General features: G+C 49.3%; 12 protein-coding genes. 7 read left to right on the forward strand and 5 right to left on the reverse strand.

Features of this window, described 5'->3' with window-relative positions; genetic code table 11:
• Window positions 1-60 precede the first annotated feature (60 nt).
• Window positions 61-942, reverse strand: coding sequence for a UTP--glucose-1-phosphate uridylyltransferase GalU (gene galU / locus ACSAZK_RS08825; protein ID WP_440956966.1), 882 nt, complete (start codon window positions 940-942; stop codon window positions 61-63).
• Window positions 943-1,857: 915 nt separating this feature from the next.
• Between galU and ACSAZK_RS08830 the strand changes: the two genes are divergently transcribed.
• The 3 genes from ACSAZK_RS08830 to ACSAZK_RS08840 all read left to right on the forward strand — a co-directional run bounded on the left by ACSAZK_RS08830 (window position 1,858) and on the right by ACSAZK_RS08840 (window position 5,356).
• Window positions 1,858-2,052, forward strand: coding sequence for a hypothetical protein (locus ACSAZK_RS08830; RefSeq protein ID WP_440956967.1), 195 nt, complete (start codon window positions 1,858-1,860; stop codon window positions 2,050-2,052).
• A gap of 302 nt (window positions 2,053-2,354) precedes the next feature.
• Window positions 2,355-4,604: an amino acid permease gene (locus tag ACSAZK_RS08835; RefSeq protein WP_440956968.1), complete on the forward strand. Its 2,250-nt coding sequence runs from the start codon at window positions 2,355-2,357 to the stop codon at window positions 4,602-4,604.
• Between the two features lie 179 nt (window positions 4,605-4,783).
• A complete protein-coding gene (locus ACSAZK_RS08840; RefSeq protein WP_048177246.1) occupies window positions 4,784-5,356 on the forward strand; it encodes a DUF1847 domain-containing protein in 573 nt (190 codons plus the stop codon).
• 195 nt (window positions 5,357-5,551) lie between these two features.
• Here the strand turns inward: ACSAZK_RS08840 and ACSAZK_RS08845 are convergent, their stop codons facing one another.
• A complete protein-coding gene (locus tag ACSAZK_RS08845) occupies window positions 5,552-7,333 on the reverse strand; it encodes a hypothetical protein (protein ID WP_440956969.1) in 1,782 nt (593 codons plus the stop codon).
• A gap of 456 nt (window positions 7,334-7,789) precedes the next feature.
• On the opposite strand from ACSAZK_RS08845, the gene ACSAZK_RS08850 reads away from it, so the two are divergent.
• The 4 genes from ACSAZK_RS08850 (at window position 7,790) to recQ (ending at window position 17,142) form a co-directional block, all read left to right on the forward strand.
• Window positions 7,790-8,557, forward strand: a complete 768-nt coding sequence (locus ACSAZK_RS08850) for a hypothetical protein (protein WP_440953810.1) — start codon at window positions 7,790-7,792, stop codon at window positions 8,555-8,557.
• A gap of 77 nt (window positions 8,558-8,634) precedes the next feature.
• A complete protein-coding gene (locus tag ACSAZK_RS08855; RefSeq protein WP_440953811.1) occupies window positions 8,635-12,174 on the forward strand; it encodes a hypothetical protein in 3,540 nt (1,179 codons plus the stop codon).
• Window positions 12,171-14,054: a hypothetical protein gene (locus tag ACSAZK_RS08860; RefSeq protein WP_440953812.1), complete on the forward strand. Its 1,884-nt coding sequence runs from the start codon at window positions 12,171-12,173 to the stop codon at window positions 14,052-14,054. Before ACSAZK_RS08855 ends, ACSAZK_RS08860 begins: the two co-directional genes overlap by 4 nt.
• Window positions 14,055-14,307: 253 nt before the next feature.
• Window positions 14,308-17,142 (forward strand): DNA helicase RecQ, encoded by a 2,835-nt coding sequence (gene recQ, locus ACSAZK_RS08865; RefSeq protein ID WP_440956980.1) that lies wholly within the window; start codon window positions 14,308-14,310, stop codon window positions 17,140-17,142.
• A gap of 31 nt (window positions 17,143-17,173) precedes the next feature.
• Here the strand turns inward: recQ and ACSAZK_RS08870 are convergent, their stop codons facing one another.
• From ACSAZK_RS08870 to hxlA, 3 genes are all read right to left on the reverse strand, one after another.
• Window positions 17,174-17,611, reverse strand: a complete 438-nt coding sequence (locus ACSAZK_RS08870; protein WP_440953813.1) for a hypothetical protein — start codon at window positions 17,609-17,611, stop codon at window positions 17,174-17,176.
• 205 nt (window positions 17,612-17,816) lie between these two features.
• Window positions 17,817-18,605, reverse strand: coding sequence for an A24 family peptidase C-terminal domain-containing protein (locus tag ACSAZK_RS08875; protein WP_440953814.1), 789 nt, complete (start codon window positions 18,603-18,605; stop codon window positions 17,817-17,819).
• Window positions 18,606-18,787: 182 nt separating this feature from the next.
• Window positions 18,788-20,056 (reverse strand): 3-hexulose-6-phosphate synthase, encoded by a 1,269-nt coding sequence (gene hxlA, locus ACSAZK_RS08880; protein ID WP_255351029.1) that lies wholly within the window; start codon window positions 20,054-20,056, stop codon window positions 18,788-18,790.
• Between the last annotated feature and the right edge of the window lie 60 nt (window positions 20,057-20,116).

Genomic DNA, 20,116 nt, shown 5'->3' on the forward strand with positions numbered 1-20,116 from the left:
TCGTAATTCTGACTATCTTGATTCTTCCACTCTCGTAATTATTCCTCAATCCCTGTTTATTTATTCCAGAGAGGTTTCCGAAGCAGTAACTAATTTGAGGTATTCGAGCACGTCGTCACGCAGGAAATCGTTCCGCAGGGCGAAGTCCACGATTGCCTTTACGTAGCCGAGTTTGTCCCCGGTATCATAGCGCGTTCCTTTGAACTCGTAGGCATAGATGGTCTGGGACTCGTTAAGGAGCCTGATCCCGTCCGTTAGCTGGACCTCATTGCCTACGCCTTTTCCTGCTGCTTTGATGCAGTCGAAGATCTCGGGGGTGAAGACGTAGCGCCCGATTGCCCCGATTTTTGAGGGGGCGTCTTCTGGGGCAGGTTTTTCCACAATGTCTTCCAGAACGTAGAGAGAGTCATCGAAAAGCTTGCCTTTGATTATCCCGTAACTGCTCAACTTTTCATAGGGCACCTCTTCCACGGCTATCGTGGAGCGCCCGTACTTATCAAAGTTTTCAATTAGCTGGGCGGTGCAGGGCTTGTCGTTGACAATAATGTCATCGCCCAGGAGCACTGCAAAAGGCTCATTTCCTATATGCTTTTCCGCCCTCAGGATGGCGTCCCCAAGCCCCAGGGGCTCTTTCTGGCGGATGTAGTGGATGTCCACAAGGGAGGAGATGTCCCGAACAAGTTTGAGAAGGTCGGTATTGTGTTTTTTTGCAAGGTGCATCTCGAGTTCGGGAGAGTCGTCAAAGTAATCTTCAATCGCCCTCTTACCACGGCCCGTAATGATGATTATGTCTTCGATTCCGGATTCGATGGCTTCTTCTACCACGTACTGGAAAACAGGCGTATCGATGATAGGAAGCATTTCCTTTGGCATGGACTTCGTTGCAGGCAGGAAACGAGTTCCAAGGCCGGCTGCAGGGATTATTGCTTTTTTGACATTCAAGACTGACACTCCGAATAAGAGAAAGTTTTGTGAAAAGGTATTTTTGAGACTAATTAAAATTCCTTACTAAAGTACTTTCAATGTAAGACATTTTTAAGTTTTTCCTTTATTCTTTACCCTCTCCTATATAGACGCCTAACAAGGGAATAACTTTTGGGACGGCAAAGGCGTCAAGCAAGGATACCGGACATGGAAATCAAAGAGCACAAGGTAAGGGAACAGAAGCATGAGCATCAAGTAAAGCACCGAATAATGAAACCAGGCATGGGCATAAGGGATGGACATAAGGAATGGACATAAGGGATGGACATAAGGGATGGACATAAGGCAAGAACACCAGGCATGGAAATCCTGCAGTAGAATTCCGGAGACATACAAGATATTAATAGGAAGATAAAGGTTTATTAAAAGATTTTGATGGTTCACTGTTGTATGGTTGCTGTTTTAAACCGCTTAAATGTCAGAAGATCTCGAACGCTTAAATGTCAGAAGGTCTTGTAGTCGGGACCCAAGCCTTACTTCCGGCAGAGGGAGAAATTTGTTATTGAGATGAAGCAAAAGAGAATAAATATAAAAAAGGATTTCTCCCAAAAATTCAATATGAACCCCCTTATTTCCTCTGGAAAAATTGAATCAATTTTCCCGTCAAAACCTCTTTTTATTCAGGAAAAATTAGTGTTCAAAGCCCGGATTCCTTTCGTGATATTTTTTCTGGTTTTCACATATGAAGGGATTAATACTCCCCTCTGCCTCATCTCCATCTTCCGATCATACCCAGCGCCATTACAAAGTTGCAGTGGATGTAGGGGATTTTCAAAATTAACCCTGTTTCTGAAAATTAGTTCTTACATTTTTAAATTCATACCCTCCAAATTAAGATAGGGGGATTTTGGGAATGGCGGAGGATTCTTCGAAATGGCTGAATTTATGGATGGCTTTAGTGGCGTTGCTACTTTGTGGTATGGCCCTGGTTTTTGTTTTCATCCTTTCCCATGGTTAAATCTATGGAAGATTGAGGTTCTCGAAAACTTAGTTTTTAGAGTTCGCAGGTTTATTTTCGCAGGGTTTGAAGTAGAAAAGGGGAGGTTTCGGGCATGTATGTTAAATTGAAGTCCTTACTCACAGTCCTTGAGTTTTTGCCACTAGGTCTCTTACTCGTCTTTGTGCTTATCATGACGTGAACGAATACTTACTGACGATCTGAAATACCCAGAACCTGGATAAGCCTTTAAGATACTGCTTTTTACTTTTTTATAAGAAATTGCTTTTTAGTAGCACCACCATAGTTTTATGTGGGGATGTGCGGGTTTCTGGCTAACGAGAAGCTTATACAGACCGGTTTTACAGAACGATTAGTCAGGTCTGAAGACTTGAGGTGACCCTTAGGGAAGGTTGTAAAGGCCCTGTGGATTTTGAGAGGGGTTGGACATCTGGAAAATGAAACGCTAAAAGCCGGGGGGGGTGCAAAGAGCCTCCAGGAACAGTTAAAGGAGCGAAAGACAAAGGTCAGGCGCTTTGGGACATTCGATGGCGTCTTTGTCCCCACCCTGCTGACCATCCTTGGGGTGATCATGTACCTGCGGGAAGGCTGGGTTGTGGGAAATGCAGGGCTTCTCGGAGCCTGGCTGATTATCCTGATTGCTTTTAGTATTACTGCCTTTACAGGGCTTTCTCTTGCTTCAGTTACCACAAATATCCGTATAGGAGCCGGAGGAGCATATTCCATAATTTCCCAGTCCCTGGGACTTGAGGTGGGAGGAAGCATCGGAATTCCCCTCTACCTTTCCCAGGCCCTGGCTGTTGCTATGTACATTTTCGGGTTCCGGGCGGGCTGGAGGTGGGTCTTTCCGGAGCATCCTGCCCTTTTAGTTGACCTGGCAGCCTTTGCCCTGCTTTTCGTTATTGCCTATATCAGTGCCAGCCTCGCTTTTCGGATCCAGTACATCATCCTTGCCGTGATTGCAGCTTCCTTGATATCCATTTTCTGGGCAGGGTTCGGTTCCCCTCCTGAACCCATACAGTGGTGGGGCAACTTCCCCGGCACGCCGGAATCCGGGTTTTCCGGGATTGGGTTCTGGGGGGTGTTTGCTGTATTTTTCCCTGCTGCCACCGGGATAATGGCTGGTGCCAATATGTCAGGGGAACTCAAGAATCCCAGGAAAAGCATTCCTGTAGGTACCCTGAGTGCCATAGGCATAAGTCTCTGCATCTATCTTCTCCTGGCCTACTGGTTTGCCCGCTCAGCCAGTCCAGATGAGCTTGTAAGCGACTATACTCTGCTGATCGAAAGAGCGGTATCCGGCCCCCTTGTGCTTGCAGGGCTCCTCGGAGCAACTTTCTCTTCAGCCCTTTCCTCCATCGTGGGCGCGCCGAGAATCTTACAGGCTCTTGGAGCGCACGGGATCCTGCCAAAAAGTGAATGGTTTTCCAAAAAAACCGACCGGGGTGAACCCAGAAACGCCATGGTATTTACAGGTGCCATAGTCCTCGGAGCCCTGATGCTAAGGACCCTGAACACGGTGGCTCCCCTGATAGCTATGTTTTTCCTTATCAGCTATGCCATGATCAACCTGGTCGTCTTTATCGAACAGAGCCTGGGCCTGGTGAGTTTCAGGCCCCTTTTCAAAATCCCCAGGGCAGTATCCTTCCTGGGGGCTGCAGGCTGCCTTTTTACAATGTTCATCGTAAACCCCGGTATCAGCTTCCTTGCAGTGACCCTTGTTCTTTTGATCCACAGCTACCTTATCCGCAAACAACTGAAAGCTCCCTTCGGAGACGTTCGAAGCGGACTTTTCGTGGCCCTGGCCGAATGGGCGGCAAAAAAGGCAAATTCTCTTGCCCCTCCCGGCGAAAGGGTCTGGAAAGCAAACCTCCTGGTGCCGGTAGAAGACCCCCGGGACCTCCGGGGAACCTTTAATTTCCTCAGGAATATTGCGTATCCCAAGGGTTCGATCAAACTTATGGGCCTGACAGGGAAAGTGAAAGAAGATATTCTCCTCACCCGGCTTCCTGAAATGAGCCAGGGTTTTCAGGAAGAAGGGATTTTCGCTTCCTGGACTCTTATAGAGAGTGCCGAATTCGGAAAGAACCTGATCGCAGGCATGGAAGCTCTAACAGGTTCGTTTTTCCGCCCGGGGATTCTTTTTTTAAGGCTTCCCGAATCCCGGGAAAGGGATGAAGAAATCCGGGAGATCATAAGGAATGCGGCCCTGCACAGGATGGGGGTGCTCCTCCTCTCAAAACACCCTAAATCCGGGTTTGGAAGGAGGAATTCCATCAACCTCTGGGTCGAAGACAGGGGACCTGCCTGGGAAATAAGCATGGACCTGGAAAACCTGGACCTTGCCCTGCTTACCGCATACAAGCTTAAACGCAACTGGAAAGCTTCTCTGAGTTTTACGGCCCTGATAGACTCCCCTTCCAGGACCCGGGCAGCCAGAGATTTCCTGTATTCCCTTGCCGACCTGGCCCGGATCCCGAACGTAGCTGTGCGGGTGCTGCACGAAGGCCTGGAAAAAAGCTCTGGAGTTCCCTCCGCTTCCCTGCACATTTTCTGCCTATCTCCGGACCCTGACCTTGACCTCGCCCGGGCTTTAACGGAAAAAACAGGCTCATCCTGCCTTTTTGCCCTGGATTCCGGAGAAGAAAACGCTCTAGCCTGAATATTTTTTACGGAGTATCCCCTTACAGGATTATGTTTTTCGGAGTGTTTTCTTGCATCATTTTCTTAGCTGCTTGTGTTTTGTTTCTGAACCTTTACCTGCTACAAAAAATCCGGGAATACTTTTATCATGTTCCTTGCAGACCAGCATGTCAGATCATTCTAACAAGGAGCAAAAATATGAAGTGCGCACTCTGTGATGAAAAAAAATGCTATAAGGGAAAGGACTGCACAAGCATCAAAGACGAGATTTCCTACGAAGGCGGGGACCTGGATTCTATGCAGGTCTCAGCTGAGATCGAGGCCCACTACTATATGGAAAAGACCAGGCTTGAAGAACTCATCCTTTACGCACAGAAGATGGGCTACAAAAAGCTCGGGATTGCTTTTTGCATAGGGCTTGAAAGGGAAGCAAAAACCATCCACAAAATTCTTGCTCGGGATTTCGAGGTATTTTCGGTCTGCTGCAAGGTCTGCGGCCTTGACAAGGAAGCTTTCGGTCTCGAGAAGTTATACGGGAAAGGGTTTGAAGCAACCTGCAATCCCATAGGCCAGGCAAAAGTCCTGAATGAAAGCGAAACTGACCTGAATATCATAGTCGGACTCTGCATCGGGCATGATATCCTTTTTACCCAGAACTCCGAAGCGCCGGTGACAACGTTCATTGTCAAAGACCGGGTGCTCACTCATAACCCTGCGGGAGCTATCTATTCGGGATATTACCTGAAAAAAAGGTTTGGAATATCGGAATGAATTAAAGGCTAAGGAACGAGGACTAAAAATAAAAAAATGTTTTTAAAATGGGGGAGGTAGGAGGAGTTTTTCAGGGTAGTATTCCTTTTATCCCCCTGCATTTCCCTCCGCCTGCACCCTGATGGCACAGACTGAGCTTGTATAGCAACTACCCTGTTACTCTCCCGCTAAACCTCCTTCAAACCCTTTTTCGGGTTAATTTTCTCTCTTTTTTCTCCTGAGCCCCACCATACCCAGGAGAAGAGAGCTCATCATTAATACGCTCATGATGGATTTCACTCCGGAACCCGAAATTACCCTTGCCCCTGTTTTCAGTTCAGGTGTGCTCTGCATGTTCAGGGAATAGCTCGGGTCAATACCCAGGATGAAAAGCTCGGTTAGCCTGTAGGTGCCGGTACCCTGTACCGTATAGTTGATATAGGTCTGGTTTCCGGGTGTGCCTTCAGGTTCCAGGGGACCCACATTCCACCAGTAAGCATCTCCCTGGATTGGAGACATGACGCCCGTATGCCCATCAGGATCCGTTTCATTGTATACCATTTCGAACCCATTCGGGATGATATCGTACACATATACGTTCGGAGGCGTTTCTAGATTACCCAGGTTGTGAACCCGGAGGGTTATGTCATACCGGTCATCAGAGGTCTCATTTTTGCTTATGCTTTTCTTTGCCTCGACAAGGTATCCATTGATGATATATATCTTCTCAATAAGTTCGTATGCTCCATTGGTAGTCGAGTAGCTTTCGGAAAGCTGTCCGCCTCCATCCGACAGGTCCACTGAAAGGTCCACATCAATCCAGCCCACAGGGACAGGGTCGGGGAAGTCGTATATCTTCCACTCATCCTTAGTCCATGTCTCCCCGTTTGAGATTGTCTCGGAGGTATATGACGTAGAATTGACAGCCGAAGTGTCCTGAAGGGCTGTGCTGTTGGTGACGTACAGGTTTACGGAGGATATGCTGAAACTTATTTCATCAGTATCGGTGTTTTCGATTGTTGGGGTGAATCCCCAATCATTTCCATCCCCCCCATCGTCCGGACTCAGCTGTTCTTTCTGGAGGGAAATTTCGATATTCGAGGTGGTAGCTGTCGGCTCCTCGTTCAACCCTACTCCACTGCCGGATTCACTTCCATCATTAATTGTGAATTGAAAGGTGGAATTCCCGAGATAATATGGAATTGAACTCTGGAAGCCCCCGTTGTTATGAGCGTCCGGGTCGTTATCGGATGCTGTGAAGTTGAGTGTGGCAGTTGACCCTATGCCAAGCGTTGCGAGGTCCCAGGTAAGTACGTTTCCACCTGTTATCGAAGGATTTCCGACATCCGCGAAAGCTTCTGAAAAGTTGAAATCTGCGGTTGAGTCGGTATCATTATCCGCAGCAGTCTTGATAAGCTGGATGCCGGTGATAGCTGAACTTGCGTTATTTTCCAGTGTCAGAGAGACGTTAATGCTTCCACCTGCAAGGATCTTGCTTGTGTTATAGCTTTCACTGAAATTCACAGGCCTTGAACCTGTGCAGCTGTAAGTTATGATAACCGATCTAGCCGGTTCCTCTGCGGCAAGGGAATTGATATGGATTATGACATAGCCGTCCCCGGTAGTGTCAAGATCGACACCGTTTCCTGTGGATACGGCCCACCCGGAAGTTCCCCCTTCACTGAAGTTAAGGGAAATGTCATAAAGTTCCGTTGTCAGCATGTTTGTTATGTTGATTTCTCCTTCCCCTGTCGGAGTTCCCTGCGTGAGTGTTGTCCCGTCGAATTCGTCCGTCAGGTTTATTGATTCCGTGACCCGGATATCAAGGACTGCGGTTGCAGAAGCCGGAAAAGAAAGGAGAACTAGCATTATCAGTACGATGAAAGCACAGAGCAAACTGTACTTTATAGCATATATGTTCTTTACGACATGTTTATTCTTTACAGCATGTCTATTCTTTACAGTAAGTCTATTCTTTACAGTAGGTCTATTTCCCATATGTCTCCCCCACTATTATCCATGACTGAATGCCCCCAAACCATACGATTTCAGGATTGAATGATGGTTATGCATGCAAACATGGCTAAGTATACCGATTTGACCCGAGTTGAAGTTCGGACCCGAATATTAAATTTTGTACTTTTGCGATTAGTATTAAGAGTTGAGTGTTGCAACTATATAAACTTATTTGGCATGAAAGTGGACTAATTTATTAATTCTGTAGGCCAGATAATTAAGTTTCTTGCCTTCAAAGCCGGAAGCCCATGTTTTTACTTTATTTTTATCTCGCATATCTGGGAAGCTAATCATTCAATTATTTTTTAAAGTATTCATTTTCCCCCTAAAGTTTCCATTTATGTGCCCCAAATGAGTAAAAAATATATAGAAGTTCTGCAAGATTTTTTATGAAGATGCTTTTCCCTTGCAAAAATAAATACTAAATAATTGGGTGTGTTGCAAATAAGAACAAGGGCAAAAATATCCATAAGTATGCTCTTTCTGGGCATACTTATGGGCTGCCAGCTGGGAGCAGTTGCAAGCGCAGGGGACGCTGTGGAGGTATGGGACCATTACGATGTGACCATCAAGGTAGATTCCGCAACAACCCGCGTAACAGAAGAACTCACGATCAAGAATGTCATAGACAAACCGGTTGTTCCGGGTTACGGATATATATCCCTGAGCAAGGAGCAGAGTTCCACGGTCTTTGGCCTGCCCCTGCCCATTGAAGGAGGCCTCAGAGGCCTGAGAATCCGGGATGTTTCAGCAAGACTGGATGACGGGACACGGGTTACGGATATCCTGGTAACGGAGGAAGAAGAAGCTACCACTGTCAGGTACGGGTTCTGGACCCCTGTCATGCCAGGGGAGTGCAGGACAATAATAATAGAATACAGCACGGATGAAATCGTCGAGAAAGGGCTGCTTTTTGACCATATAACTTATACTGTGCAGCCTTCAAGCATCCCAATAAAAAATGCCCTGATAAGGGCCGATCTCGGCGGAAACAGGCATGTTTCATATTCCAGCAATCCACCCGTTTCCACAGGAAATCCTGTAACCTGGATGCAAAGCGGCCTTGAAGACGGAACCTGGCAGCTGGACTTTGAATACAGCAGCCTGCCCCTTCCCCGTTCCCCAGTGAAGTGGGCAAACATAAGCCTGGGGCTGGTGTTCGGAATTATATGTATCTGGTCATACAGGCAGTGGAAAGTAAAGTGATGACAGTGGGGAATAATTACAGTGTAAATTAAATCAGTACTTGTTGAATATCGGGGAATGTCGGGGGGTTGTAGTTTATGGTTTTCAGTTTTTTCAGGCAGTTGAAGCCCGTATCATTGATTCCTGCATCATTGATTCCTATATCATTGATATTCGCGTTACTAACGGTACTCATGTTTCAATGTACCGTGCTCCAGTGCGCAGCCTCCGATTCAGGCAGCCAGCAAGCGGTATGGGTGGACAGGACGGCTTATTCCCCCGGAGAAACCGTACTTGTGTCAGTCAACGAGACATTTTTCAACGGGTCAAATATTACGGCTTATGTAATCTTCCCGACCCTGGCAGTTACGGACCTGACTCTCATCCCTTCAGAAACCGGGTATACGGCAGAGTATTCCCCACAGCATGGAGTGGTCCTCGGGACATATACGGTGTTTGTCTCAGGGGAAAATGTCACCGAAACCGTGGAATTTGACATAAGGACGCTGTCAGTGTACCCTGACCTTGAAGAGTCATACCCTCCCGGAAACATTTCAATTTCAGGAGACGTCACGGACACGGCTAGCGGAAACCCTGTAAACGCCTCGGTCGAAATCATAATCGATGGCATTACACTCAGCACCTCTGCAACTGAAGGGTTTTTCTCAACAGATTACCAGGCGGTTTCCACGGGTCAGAAGAACTTAAGCATAACGGCAAATGATGATGAAAATATAACAGGGAAAGCCGCAGCCAGCTTTGAAGTCTACGCTCTTTCCGGCGACACTACAAAACCGGTGATAAACTCTGTTTCGGACACTCCTGACCCGGTAGAAAGCGGGGGGAACGTTACCATCACAGCAGATGTCACGGACAACGTTGAGGTCGGAACCGTCCTGGTCGAGATCAACGGGACAGAGTACCCGATGGCCCTGCCGGAGCTCTGGATGAACAGGACCCAGCTCTTCTTTGACGGGTTCGAATCCGGAAACCTGACAACAAACAACTGGACTGCCTCCGGAACGGGAGACCCCTGGCAGGTCGAAGAGGCATCTGGATCCTATGAGGGGTCATTTAATGCTCTGACTTCGGGGGCCGGAGAAAAAACCCTGGAAGCGGGAATAGATACGGCGGGTTATGAAAACCTCGAGCTTTCCCTCTATTACAGGGTTTCCGGGCTGAGCGGCTCCGGGTATTTTGCGATCGACTGGTATGACGGAGAGCAGTGGAACAGTATCTTTAATTTTACCGACCATACCGTCCAGTATACATACTTTAACAGTTCCCTGCCGGACGAGGCATGCGACAACCCTGATTTCAAACTGAGGTTCAGGTGCAGTCTGGGTCCCGGGGATACTGCCCGCATTGATAACCTGGAGTTAACGGGCACGGGGGTTCCTTCCGAACCTTACGGATATATCTATGACAGCTCTGGCCTGGTCCCGGGAGTTTACAGTTACACGGTCCATGCCAGCGACAGTTCCGAAAACGAAGCCGTTCCTTTGACAGGCAGCTTCACGGTTGTGGACGGAATCCCCGGGATTTCCTCGGTATCTGCCTCTCCGAACCCTGTAGAGCAGGGGGAAAACATAACAATTTCTGTGGATGTAGTCGATGGTTTTGAGGTCAACGGTGTCCTGGTTAATATAGAGGGGATAAATTATACCGTTGCTGAAGGGGTAAACACGGAAAGCAAGCTTTTCTTCGACGGGTTTGAATCCGGCAGCCTGGGAACAAATAACTGGACATGTTCCGGATCGGGAAACCCCTGGTTCATACACTACAAACCAAATAAGGCTCATGCCGGGGATTACAGCCTCCTGGTCACAAATACTGACAAGGACGGAGGCGGAGCAAGTTCAGTGGAGACAGATATAGATACCGCAGGCTATAGCGAAATCAATCTCTCTTTCTATTACAGTTGCGACCTTTCCGCAGACAAACTTGAGTACTTTTCAGTTGACTGGTATGATGGAGAAGAGTGGAACTGCCTTTTAAACACAAGCGTCATCGAGAATGCGGACCTATTTTTTAATTCCGTTCTACCTCCCGCTGCCGGGGACAACCCCGATTTCAAACTGAGGTTTAACTGCAATTCCACGAACTCCGCTGATTCTGTTCGTGTCGATAACGTGGAAGTAAAGGGAAAAAGAATAGTTCCCAGGCCTTTTGAGTACTTATATAACACATCTGCCCTGTCGCCAGGGGTATACGATTACACAGTCTATGCAAACGACACCCTCGGGCGAGAAGCGGTTCCTGTGGAAGGAAACTTCACGGTTCAAGAACCCAGCTCGGGAGGAGGATCAACTCCCGGAGACGGAGAGCCCGGGGGTGGAGAGGGCTTTGAGACCTCAGATGCCTTGAGCCCGATAATCAACTTAATTTCTGCCTCCCCTGACCCTGCCGAACGTGGGGAAAACATTAGCTTCATCGCAAACGTCACGGACAACGTCAGTGTGGGGACTGTCCTGGTGGAGCTTGAGGGGATAAATTACACAATGTCCGGGCTGCGGGCTGAAGCACAGTTATTCTCAGACGATTTCGAATCCGGAAGTCTGGAAACGCAGAACTGGACATGTTCCGGATCGGGAAACCCCTGGACCATCGGGACGGACGGACTGACAAACGAAGCAGTTGCTATGAATACTGGTGGGGTAAGCACCATCGAAAAAAGCATAGACACGGCAGGCTATGAGAACGTAACGTTTTCATTTGAGGCAAGGACCGAAGGGCTGGACCCCGGGAAATACCTTGCTGTTGACTGGTACAACGGGACACAGTGGACCAATCTGCTCCAAACGGTTGTTACCGAGTCCACAGGTTTCAATTATGAGCTGCCTGCAGGAGCCGGAAACAATTCGGATTTCAAAATAAGGTTCCTGTGTGATATTGGGGAGGGAGAGTACTGTTACGTGGATAATGTGGAGGTAAACGGGACAGGAAACGTCCCGGATATGTATGAATACTCCTTTGACAGCTCAGGCTTGCTTCCCGGGACCCGGGCTTATACCATCTATGCAAACGACAGTTCCGGAAACGCTGCGGCCCCTCTCACCGGAAACTTCACTGTAATCAACTCGCCCCCTTTCCTCTCCCCCATCGGTCCCGGAAAGGTAAACGAGTCCGAGCTGCTTACAATAAAACTGTCAGCGACAGACCCTAACGGAGACCCGATAATATACGGCAGCAACGCAAGTTTCGGGACTCTGGTAGGGGACACTTTTACCTGGATGCCCGGATTTACGGACAGTGGGGTGTATCATGTAGAGTTCACGGCCTCCGATGGGGAAATGAACGATTCCGAAACCGTGACCATCACTGTCAACGAATCTTACGTTAATTTCAGTGTCAGCAAGAGGATTGAAAAAGGCGCTACCCCTGACAGTTATTCGGTAGTCCTGAACCTTACGAGCCACGTGGACTTCAACGGAAGCGGCCTGATGGTCTATGACCTCCTTCCGGGCAACTTTACACTTGCAGACCCTGTCCCTGCCTGCAGCGGTTCCCAGGGTAACATCTACTGCTGGAACCTGGACCTTGCTGCCGGAGAGAGCAGGACCGTGACTTACACTCTTGAGGGAACTGGGAGGTATTCCCTGGAGGATGCTTTCGTTGTGGGGGTGGACCCGCAATGAGAACCGGACCGGTATTTATCATGCGCTTCGTTTCTATCCTGTGCCTTATTTCCGCACTCCTGCTCCTCAGCCCTCAGGCCGCTGCCCTGTCCCTGGAACTTGAGGCTACCGAGTATGTCAACGACCTGGTCTTCTATCCGGACGGCACATACGGTTCCGGAAGCGTGACAGGTTCCCTGTCCGTCACAAACCCCTCCCCGGACCATACGGTTTCGGACATCAACATCAGCTTTGGAAACGGTATAACACCTTCGGGGGTGCATATCAATGAGCTTCCCCCAAAGTCCACCACGACCGTATCATACGAAGCTCCCGAGCCGTTTACGGTTCCGCTCCCCTCCGTAAGAGAGACAGTTGAGCCTTTGACCCTTTACCGGGATATGGAACAGGAAGTTGTGTTCAGGGTGGAGATCAGCAACCCGGGCAGCGAGAACATTTACGTTCTTTCTTTTGACAGGGAGTTTCCGGAAGAACTGGAATTTGCCAGCCTTACGTTTTCGGCAGGGAGCCCGAACAGGACAGGGAACAACTTCCACTGGGAAAACTTCAGCGTTTCCCCCGGCTCTGCAGAAAGCCTTCTGGTCGTTTTCAATACCACCCCTGTCTCCGATATAGTACTCCAGCCCTCGAGCTTCTCGTTTACCACCCCTTCCCTTACGGTTTCAAAGGACCTTTCCCTTTCTGCCGTCACAAGCACCCGCTTTGCGGTTGAAAAACAAAAGATCGGGAAAGACCAGTGGAATGTAGGGGTTGTGGTCGAGGACGCAAGTGATTTTGACTGTTTGCTTTCCGGCGTGGAAGTCTACGTATCCGACCTTATGCTCACCGAACCGAAACTGATCCGGGAATACGCTCCTGACCTCTGGCTCCGGCCCGGGGAAAGCTGGCGCGAGTCCTTTACATACGAATATGAGGGGACCCCGGTCTTCTTTGCAAAGGTTTTCTACACGATTCCCTGCACAATATCCGGAAGTTCCATGCCCCTCACAGCTTCGGAAAGCGGGGGTTTTGTCATAAGTTCCATTGTTTGCGGAACTTCCGATGCCCCTGGCGGATCCCTCGGGCCTGAAGGTTCCGGGGACGTCGTCGTTGACCCGGACGTTCCGGGCGAAGAGGACAGCAGTGAGGAAGATAGCAGTGAGAAAGACAGCAATGAGGAAGATAGCATCCCCCTGGTTGTTCCGGATGAAGAGGGGAGCAGACATCACAGCGGGGATGGCGAGAGACTCTGGATAATCAGGCCTATCTATCCTGTCTCTGAGAATGAGCCTGAAGCCGAAAGTGTCCCCCGGACGAACGAAGAGAATACCCCTGGGGTTGAAAGGGTCGAAACTGAAAAAAGCCGTTTTAATTTGTTGCCTTTTTTACTTCCCCTTTTGCTGCTCCTGCTGGGGGCCGCCGGAAGGAAATTCCTGCTATTTTCGCCGCCAATGCCTGGAAAGCAGCTGGTAACAGGCAGCAGTCAGTTGAAAGAGATCTACGGCATAAACGGGTTTGAGCTTCTATTTTCCGGAGGGAGGAGCGTGTTTATCAGCAAGAACGAGTTTAACAAACTCTGGGATGAAAACCTCGTCAAGGGGAGCACCCCCGTTGAGGGGAAAAGCCCAGTTGAAAGGAGCAAACTGGGTGAAGCTGTACACGAACTGGTGGAAAATGGCCGCATAATGGTTGTTGACACGGAAATAGATTATGTACATGAAATCATGGCCAGGTACGGAATTTCCACTGAAGACGCCGATATCCTGGCCGCCGCCGAATTCCTGGGGGTAAAGGAAGTCCTGCTCACCACTCCCAAAAGTGAGAACACGGCCCGGAAAATTGGACCAAGGCCTGTGAAACTTACGGAGATCCTCAGTCCTGCAAAGCCGGAAAGCTCCTGAAAAGTTGAAAAACTAGAGGAAAGTAGCCTGTATTGTGGAAAGTAGCCTGTATAATATATAGGGGTCAAAAGGCAGCTCTTAATTTATTTAAACTTTTCTAAATTTATTTATACTAGAGAGGTCCACTCGCCTCGCAAATGCAGGAGGGGAGGTTCAAACCCTTCAAATACTTTCACCCCACACACCCGCAACTTAAATAGAATAAGCCAGAAAACACCACAGCAGTATGGAGTTTTCAGAGGACATTGAAAGTATAGGCGTGGATTACGACGTGTTGAGGGAGAGCAAGGTCGAACTTGAGTCCGGGGTCCTCAGGACAGCTAATATGTATTCGATCCTCCGCCAGTATTTCGGCTATACATCTTTTCGTCCCCTGCAGGAAGAAATTGTCAATGATGTCCTGGACGGAAAAGATGTTTTCGTGCTCATGCCAACCGGGGGAGGCAAGTCCCTTTGCTACCAGCTTCCAGCCCTTTTGCAGGACGGGGTCACGGTTGTAGTCTCACCCCTGATTTCCCTGATGAAGGACCAGGTGGACGGACTGGAAGCCAACGGGGTTGCTGCGGCCTGTATGAACAGTACCCAGAGTGCCAGGGAAATCCGGGACGTGAAAAACGCTTTTCTTGAGAACAGGCTGAAAGTCCTCTACGTTGCGCCCGAGAGGCTCATGATGCCCGGGACTCTTACGTTTTTGAAGAAAGGGAAGGTCAGCCTTTTTGCAATCGACGAGGCGCACTGCATTTCCGAGTGGGGGCACGATTTCCGGCCCGAGTACAGGAAACTGAAACTTCTGAGGGGGAAGGAAAAGGGCTTTTCCGACGTACCGGTTATCGCGCTTACGGCAACAGCCACGGAAAGGGTCAAGAAAGACATAATCACCCAGCTTGGCCTGAAGATTGACCCTGAAACCGGGCCTTACGTGGCAAGTTTCGACCGGAGGAACCTCTACTATGAGGTAAGGCCAAAAAAAGAGACCTTCTCGGAAATCACCGACTACCTGCGCAGGCGCAGGGGAGAAGCCGGGATCATCTACTGCCAGAGCCGGAACAATGTGGAAAACCTGACAAATAAACTGAGCCGGGCAGGGTTCAGGGCTCTTCCCTACCACGCAGGGCTTTCCGATGGCGAGCGTGCAAGGAACCAGGAACATTTCATTAAGGACGACGCGGACATTATCGTTGCGACCATTGCTTTCGGGATGGGAATTGACAAGTCCAACGTCCGTTTTGTTATCCACTACGACCTCCCCCGCAACCTCGAGAGCTACTACCAGGAAACCGGACGTGGGGGGCGGGACGGCAGTCCTTGCGAGTGCCTCCTTTTTTTCAGCAGGGGCGACCGCTTCAAGATCGAGTATTTCATAAACCAGAAGACGAACGAAAAGGAAAAAGACATCGCTCTGGTACAGCTCAGGCAGATGGTGGCCTACTGTGAGAGCAATAAGTGCAGGCGCCAAACGCTCCTTGAATATTTTGGAGAGATCCTTCCCGAGGCTTGCGGAAACTGCGACACCTGCCTCCACCCGAAAGGGACCTTTGACGGGACGGAAGCCGCAAAGAAACTGATTGCCTGCGTCCAGGAACTCAACCAGCGCTTCGGCACGAATTATGCCATTGACGTCCTGACGGGCTCCAAAAATAAGAAGATCAAGCAGAACCGCCATGAACGCCTGAAGGCCCACGGAAGCGGCAGGGAGTTTACTAAGGATCAGTGGAAGACCCTGGCCTCCGAGATGATTAACACCGGTCTCCTGAACGTCAGCGGAGCCCGTTACCCCCTCCTGAAGCTCAACGCCATGAGCAGGAAAATCTTGCGGGGTTCCGAGAAAGTGGAGCTCGTCTGCCCTTCAGGGTTCGTGCCTGAAATTGAAGACGAGGGTGTTCCCTCCCCGGCTCCTGAAATGGCTGCCCCGGAAATGTCCGCTTCCGGAATTCCTGTTCCCGGAATGGCTGCCAAGGCTGCAAAAAGAAAAAAATGCAAGCCAGAGAAAGGGACGGAAGACAATTTAGAAGCTGCCGAGATCCAGGAAACGGTTGAATCCGGGGGCCTGGCAAAATCAGGAGAGGATATCGACTACATCCTTTTCGAGCGCTTAAAAGCCCTCCGGAAGCAGATCGCAGTAAAGAAAAACCTTCCTCCTTACATCATATTTTCCGATACGAGCCTGAAGGAAATGGCTACTAAGTTTCCGAAAAACAATGAAGATTTCCATGCCATTACCGGAGTGGGCGATCACAAGCTCCGGAAATACGGGGACGTCTTCCTGCTGGAAATTGAAAACTACTGTCTGGACTACGGACTGGGAGGCCCCGGGAAAGTAAAAAATGCCGAAGTTCCCCGGGACAAAGCCGAAGGAATAAGCCCGGAATCCAGACAAGGAATGGCACCTGAAAAAGGCTTGAAACCTGAAAAAGGCTTGAAACCCGAAACTGGCCGAGGTTCCCACCTGGTAACCGAATCTAGAGCCGAATTTGGCACAGAATTTGGAACGGGAGTGGACAGTGAAACGGGAGTTGAAGTTCAAAATAAAGTGCTAACCGAAGTGCAAAATGGGATTCAAAATGGGGTTCAAAATGAACTCGGCCCTGAAGCCGCCGGGTTCTTGCCTGAATTCGGGAAAAAGATGCCTGCCAGGAACCCGGTTTCTCCCGCAAGAAAAGGTCGGCTTCTGGCAACGAGCATCGAGGACTGGACTGAAAAAGCTCCTGCCTTTCAGAGGGATTATGTCCCTTCAGGGAAATCCGACCCTTCCGGGAAGTCCGGACCCGAAGCTTCCGAAAGACTTTCCGACTCCCTTGAAGAGACCTTCTCACTTTGCAGGCAGGGCCTGGGAATAAGCGAGATTGCCGAAATAAGGGGACTTGGGACCGGAACCGTTTGCAAACAGCTTGAACAACTGATCCTTGCCGGAAAAATCAGTGAGATCGGCGGCTTTGTCACCCCGGATAAGCGGCAGCAAGTTAAAACAGTAGTTGAAGAACTTGAAACAGAGTTTGCTTCCCTTTTAAAAACCCGGTTCGGGGAAAACTTTTCTGAAGGGGAACTGAAGCTGGTAAAGGCTCTTCTTTTTTCCAGGCTGCTGGAATGACCCTTTCAACCTTCATTCTTTCTTTGAAACTTCAGTCGAAGCTTATCTCTTTCCTGAAGATGTCTTTCCTTTTCTTCACGTCCCTTATCTTGAGCAGGGCGCTTTCCCCTTTTTTCAGTTCCGCCCCTTCGGGCAGGGTGAGTTCCATTGAGTCTCCCACTTCCAGCTGAGATATTTCGGAGGGGAAAGATAGTTCGTACTCAACCTCTTCGCGGGAGAGAAGAAACTTCGTATCCTCTCCGAAATCAAGGGGGTCTCCTCCCTGATGTTCGAGTTTAAGGGTATTTGAGTCGAGAACTTTGACTTCTATTTTAATTAATCTTCCAGAACTAACCGCTTTTTCCGTACTCTCACCAAACATAAAAGCTGTTGCAAGGACGGCAAGGACGGCTATCCCGATTATTCCCGCAGCAACAATCACACCAGGATTTACGGCCCTTTCGTCGGTTAGAAAGTTTCCCCCCTTCATTTTCTCACCTTGTGCCTGGAAATTTCTTGAAAATCTCCAAAATTAATATTATGAAGTATTGATTTTCAAATATAAAAAGGTTGCAATACTATATTAAAAAATTGAGACACTTGCTTTTTTTAAATCCCCTCTAAAACTCCATTTATCCCTCTTTATTTTGCGTACAATGCTCTCTTTTTCCTGAGGCAAAGCTTCGCATAAAAATTCAGAATATGAGGCCCCAGTATTCAATAAATTTAATAATAACGTGAAAGACCAGGTCCCCGAGGACAACGGCTGTGAGAAAGCCTGCACTTATGGGAACCATGAAAGGAAGGCCCGGCGTTACCCAGATGAAACTTTCCATGAGTCCCTTACTGGCATGGGCTTCGAGCCGGGAGAGGGCATTAAAGTTTAAAACTATCCCGTTGCCTGTAAAGTGAGGTACAAGCCTCCCATTATCGAATTCGAACCGTTCGATAAGCCGGATACGCCTGCCTTTTTCCAGGAGCAGGGGCAGGTCTCCTAAATTTATCCTGTAGGCTACGAGCATATAAAAGGGCTTTTTGAGCATGCCAGGGGAAAAATGGAACAGGTTATAGCAGAAAATCCCCAGGGGAACAACAGCCGTCAGGAGCAGGGCATTTTCAAGAACAGTCAGGGAAAAGACCCCATGGGGGGCCACCCCGAGCAGGGGAAAGTTTTGCCCCCCCAGTTCCAGGGCAGGATATACCGGAATGAGGATAGAGAGTACAATCAGGGCTTTTGCATCCGCCCCCCCGAAGATTTTTAGCCGGAACAGGAGGTATGTCAGGGAAAAAATGAAGAAAAACGAAAGAAGAAGCCGAATGACATAGGAAGTGCCTCCCTGGGCTGCTTCATACAACACAAACCCCGAAAGAGAAAGAAGCATGAGCTTCCATACCCTGTTAGAAACCCTGCGGGTCTTCAGGTCCGAGTAGGAAGAATAGAGTAAGAAGGGCAGGCAAGCTGCCAGTTTCAACGCTTCTATCATGCCTGGATTTTTTAATTTTTTAATTTTTCTTTTCTTCAGTTTCTCATAGTGTTTTTGTTCTTCCCGGATTTTATTGTTTTCCCTGCCGTTTTTCCTGCCCTTCACAGCACTGTTTTTTGACCTTCACAGCAGGACCTTAACTCATCCAGCTATAAAAAATTGATTTCAAAGTTTTTCCGGTTTCAAAGTTTTTCCCATTTCTTGAGTTCGAGGATTTCCGAAAGGGTCCCGCCTCTCCGAATTTCATCGAAGATCCGGTTTTCGGTTTTGTAAACTTCTTTTGCCCTCCGGGCAATTTCGTAAGCCCTTTCCTTCGGGACCACCACGACCCCGCTTTCGTCGCCCACGATGTAGTCCCCGGGCTTTACGGTCTGACCCCCGCATGTGATCTCGGCGTTCATTTCCCCGAAGCCTTTTGGGTCCCCGGCGTTCGGGACAGTGTTGCTCGTGTAGATAGGGAGGCCCAGTTTCTCCACTTCGTCAATGTCCCGGACCGCACCTTCGATAACCACTCCGGCAATGCCCTTGTTCAGGGAACTTAAGGTTGCAAGCCCGCCCCAGCAGGCGATGTCTTTGCATTCGTTATAGATGACGATTACGTCCCCTTCTTTTGCTTCGTCGATGGCTTCCACGGTTTTTGCCCAGTCCCCAGCAAAGGACTGAACCGTGATTGCAGTCCCGACCACCTTCCCCCTGACGAGGGGATGGATGCCTTTCATCGCCCCTTTCCTGTGCAGGGCGTCTGAGATGTTGGAGGTGGAAACTTCCATGAGGATCTCCCGGATCTCCTGGTCCAGGGTACCCCTGTCCCGGATCTCTATGGAGCCCGGGGCGTCCACGCTCTGTCTGATTTTTTGGGCAGCTTCGGTTACGTTGTCCGAGCGGGTTATGTTTCCTCCCACAATTACGATCTCGGCGCCCGCCCTGACCGCCTGAGCTGCGCTTTCCGCATCAAGCCCTCCTGCCACCGCTAGCTTGACATTTACCTTCTCTGCAATTTCCATGAGAATGGAAACAGGGTCCTTGCCCATCATCTGCTGGTCAATCCCTACATGGACATTGATGTAGTCCACGCCAAGGGCCTCGAGTTCCACGGCCCGGCCCACAGGCTCAGGGGCTGAGATAAGGTCTGCCATAAGCCGGATCCCGTACTTGTGAGCTGACCGGAGTGCATCAAGAATGGTGGAGTCGTCAGCACTTCCGAGGACAATGGCAACGTCAGCTCCGGCTTTTGCCGCCATCTCCACTTCCATTGCCCCCGTATCTACGGTTTTCATGTCGGCCAGGATCGTCCTGTCCGGGAAGGCTTTCCGCATTGTGCGGACCGTGTCCATACCTTCGCTTTTAATCAGGGGTGTCCCGATTTCGATCCAGTCAGCTCCCCCGGCGATTGCTTCCCGTGCAATTTTAACCGAGCGGTCCATTTCAAGGAGATCAAGTGCAACCTGAATTAGAACTATATTACCACCTCAAACGGGAAGCCGGAAACACTACAAGTTTTTGAAATGCAG

Origin of the sequence: Methanosarcina sediminis (assembly GCF_052056915.1) — an archaeon.
Classification (GTDB): domain Archaea; phylum Halobacteriota; class Methanosarcinia; order Methanosarcinales; family Methanosarcinaceae; genus MTP4.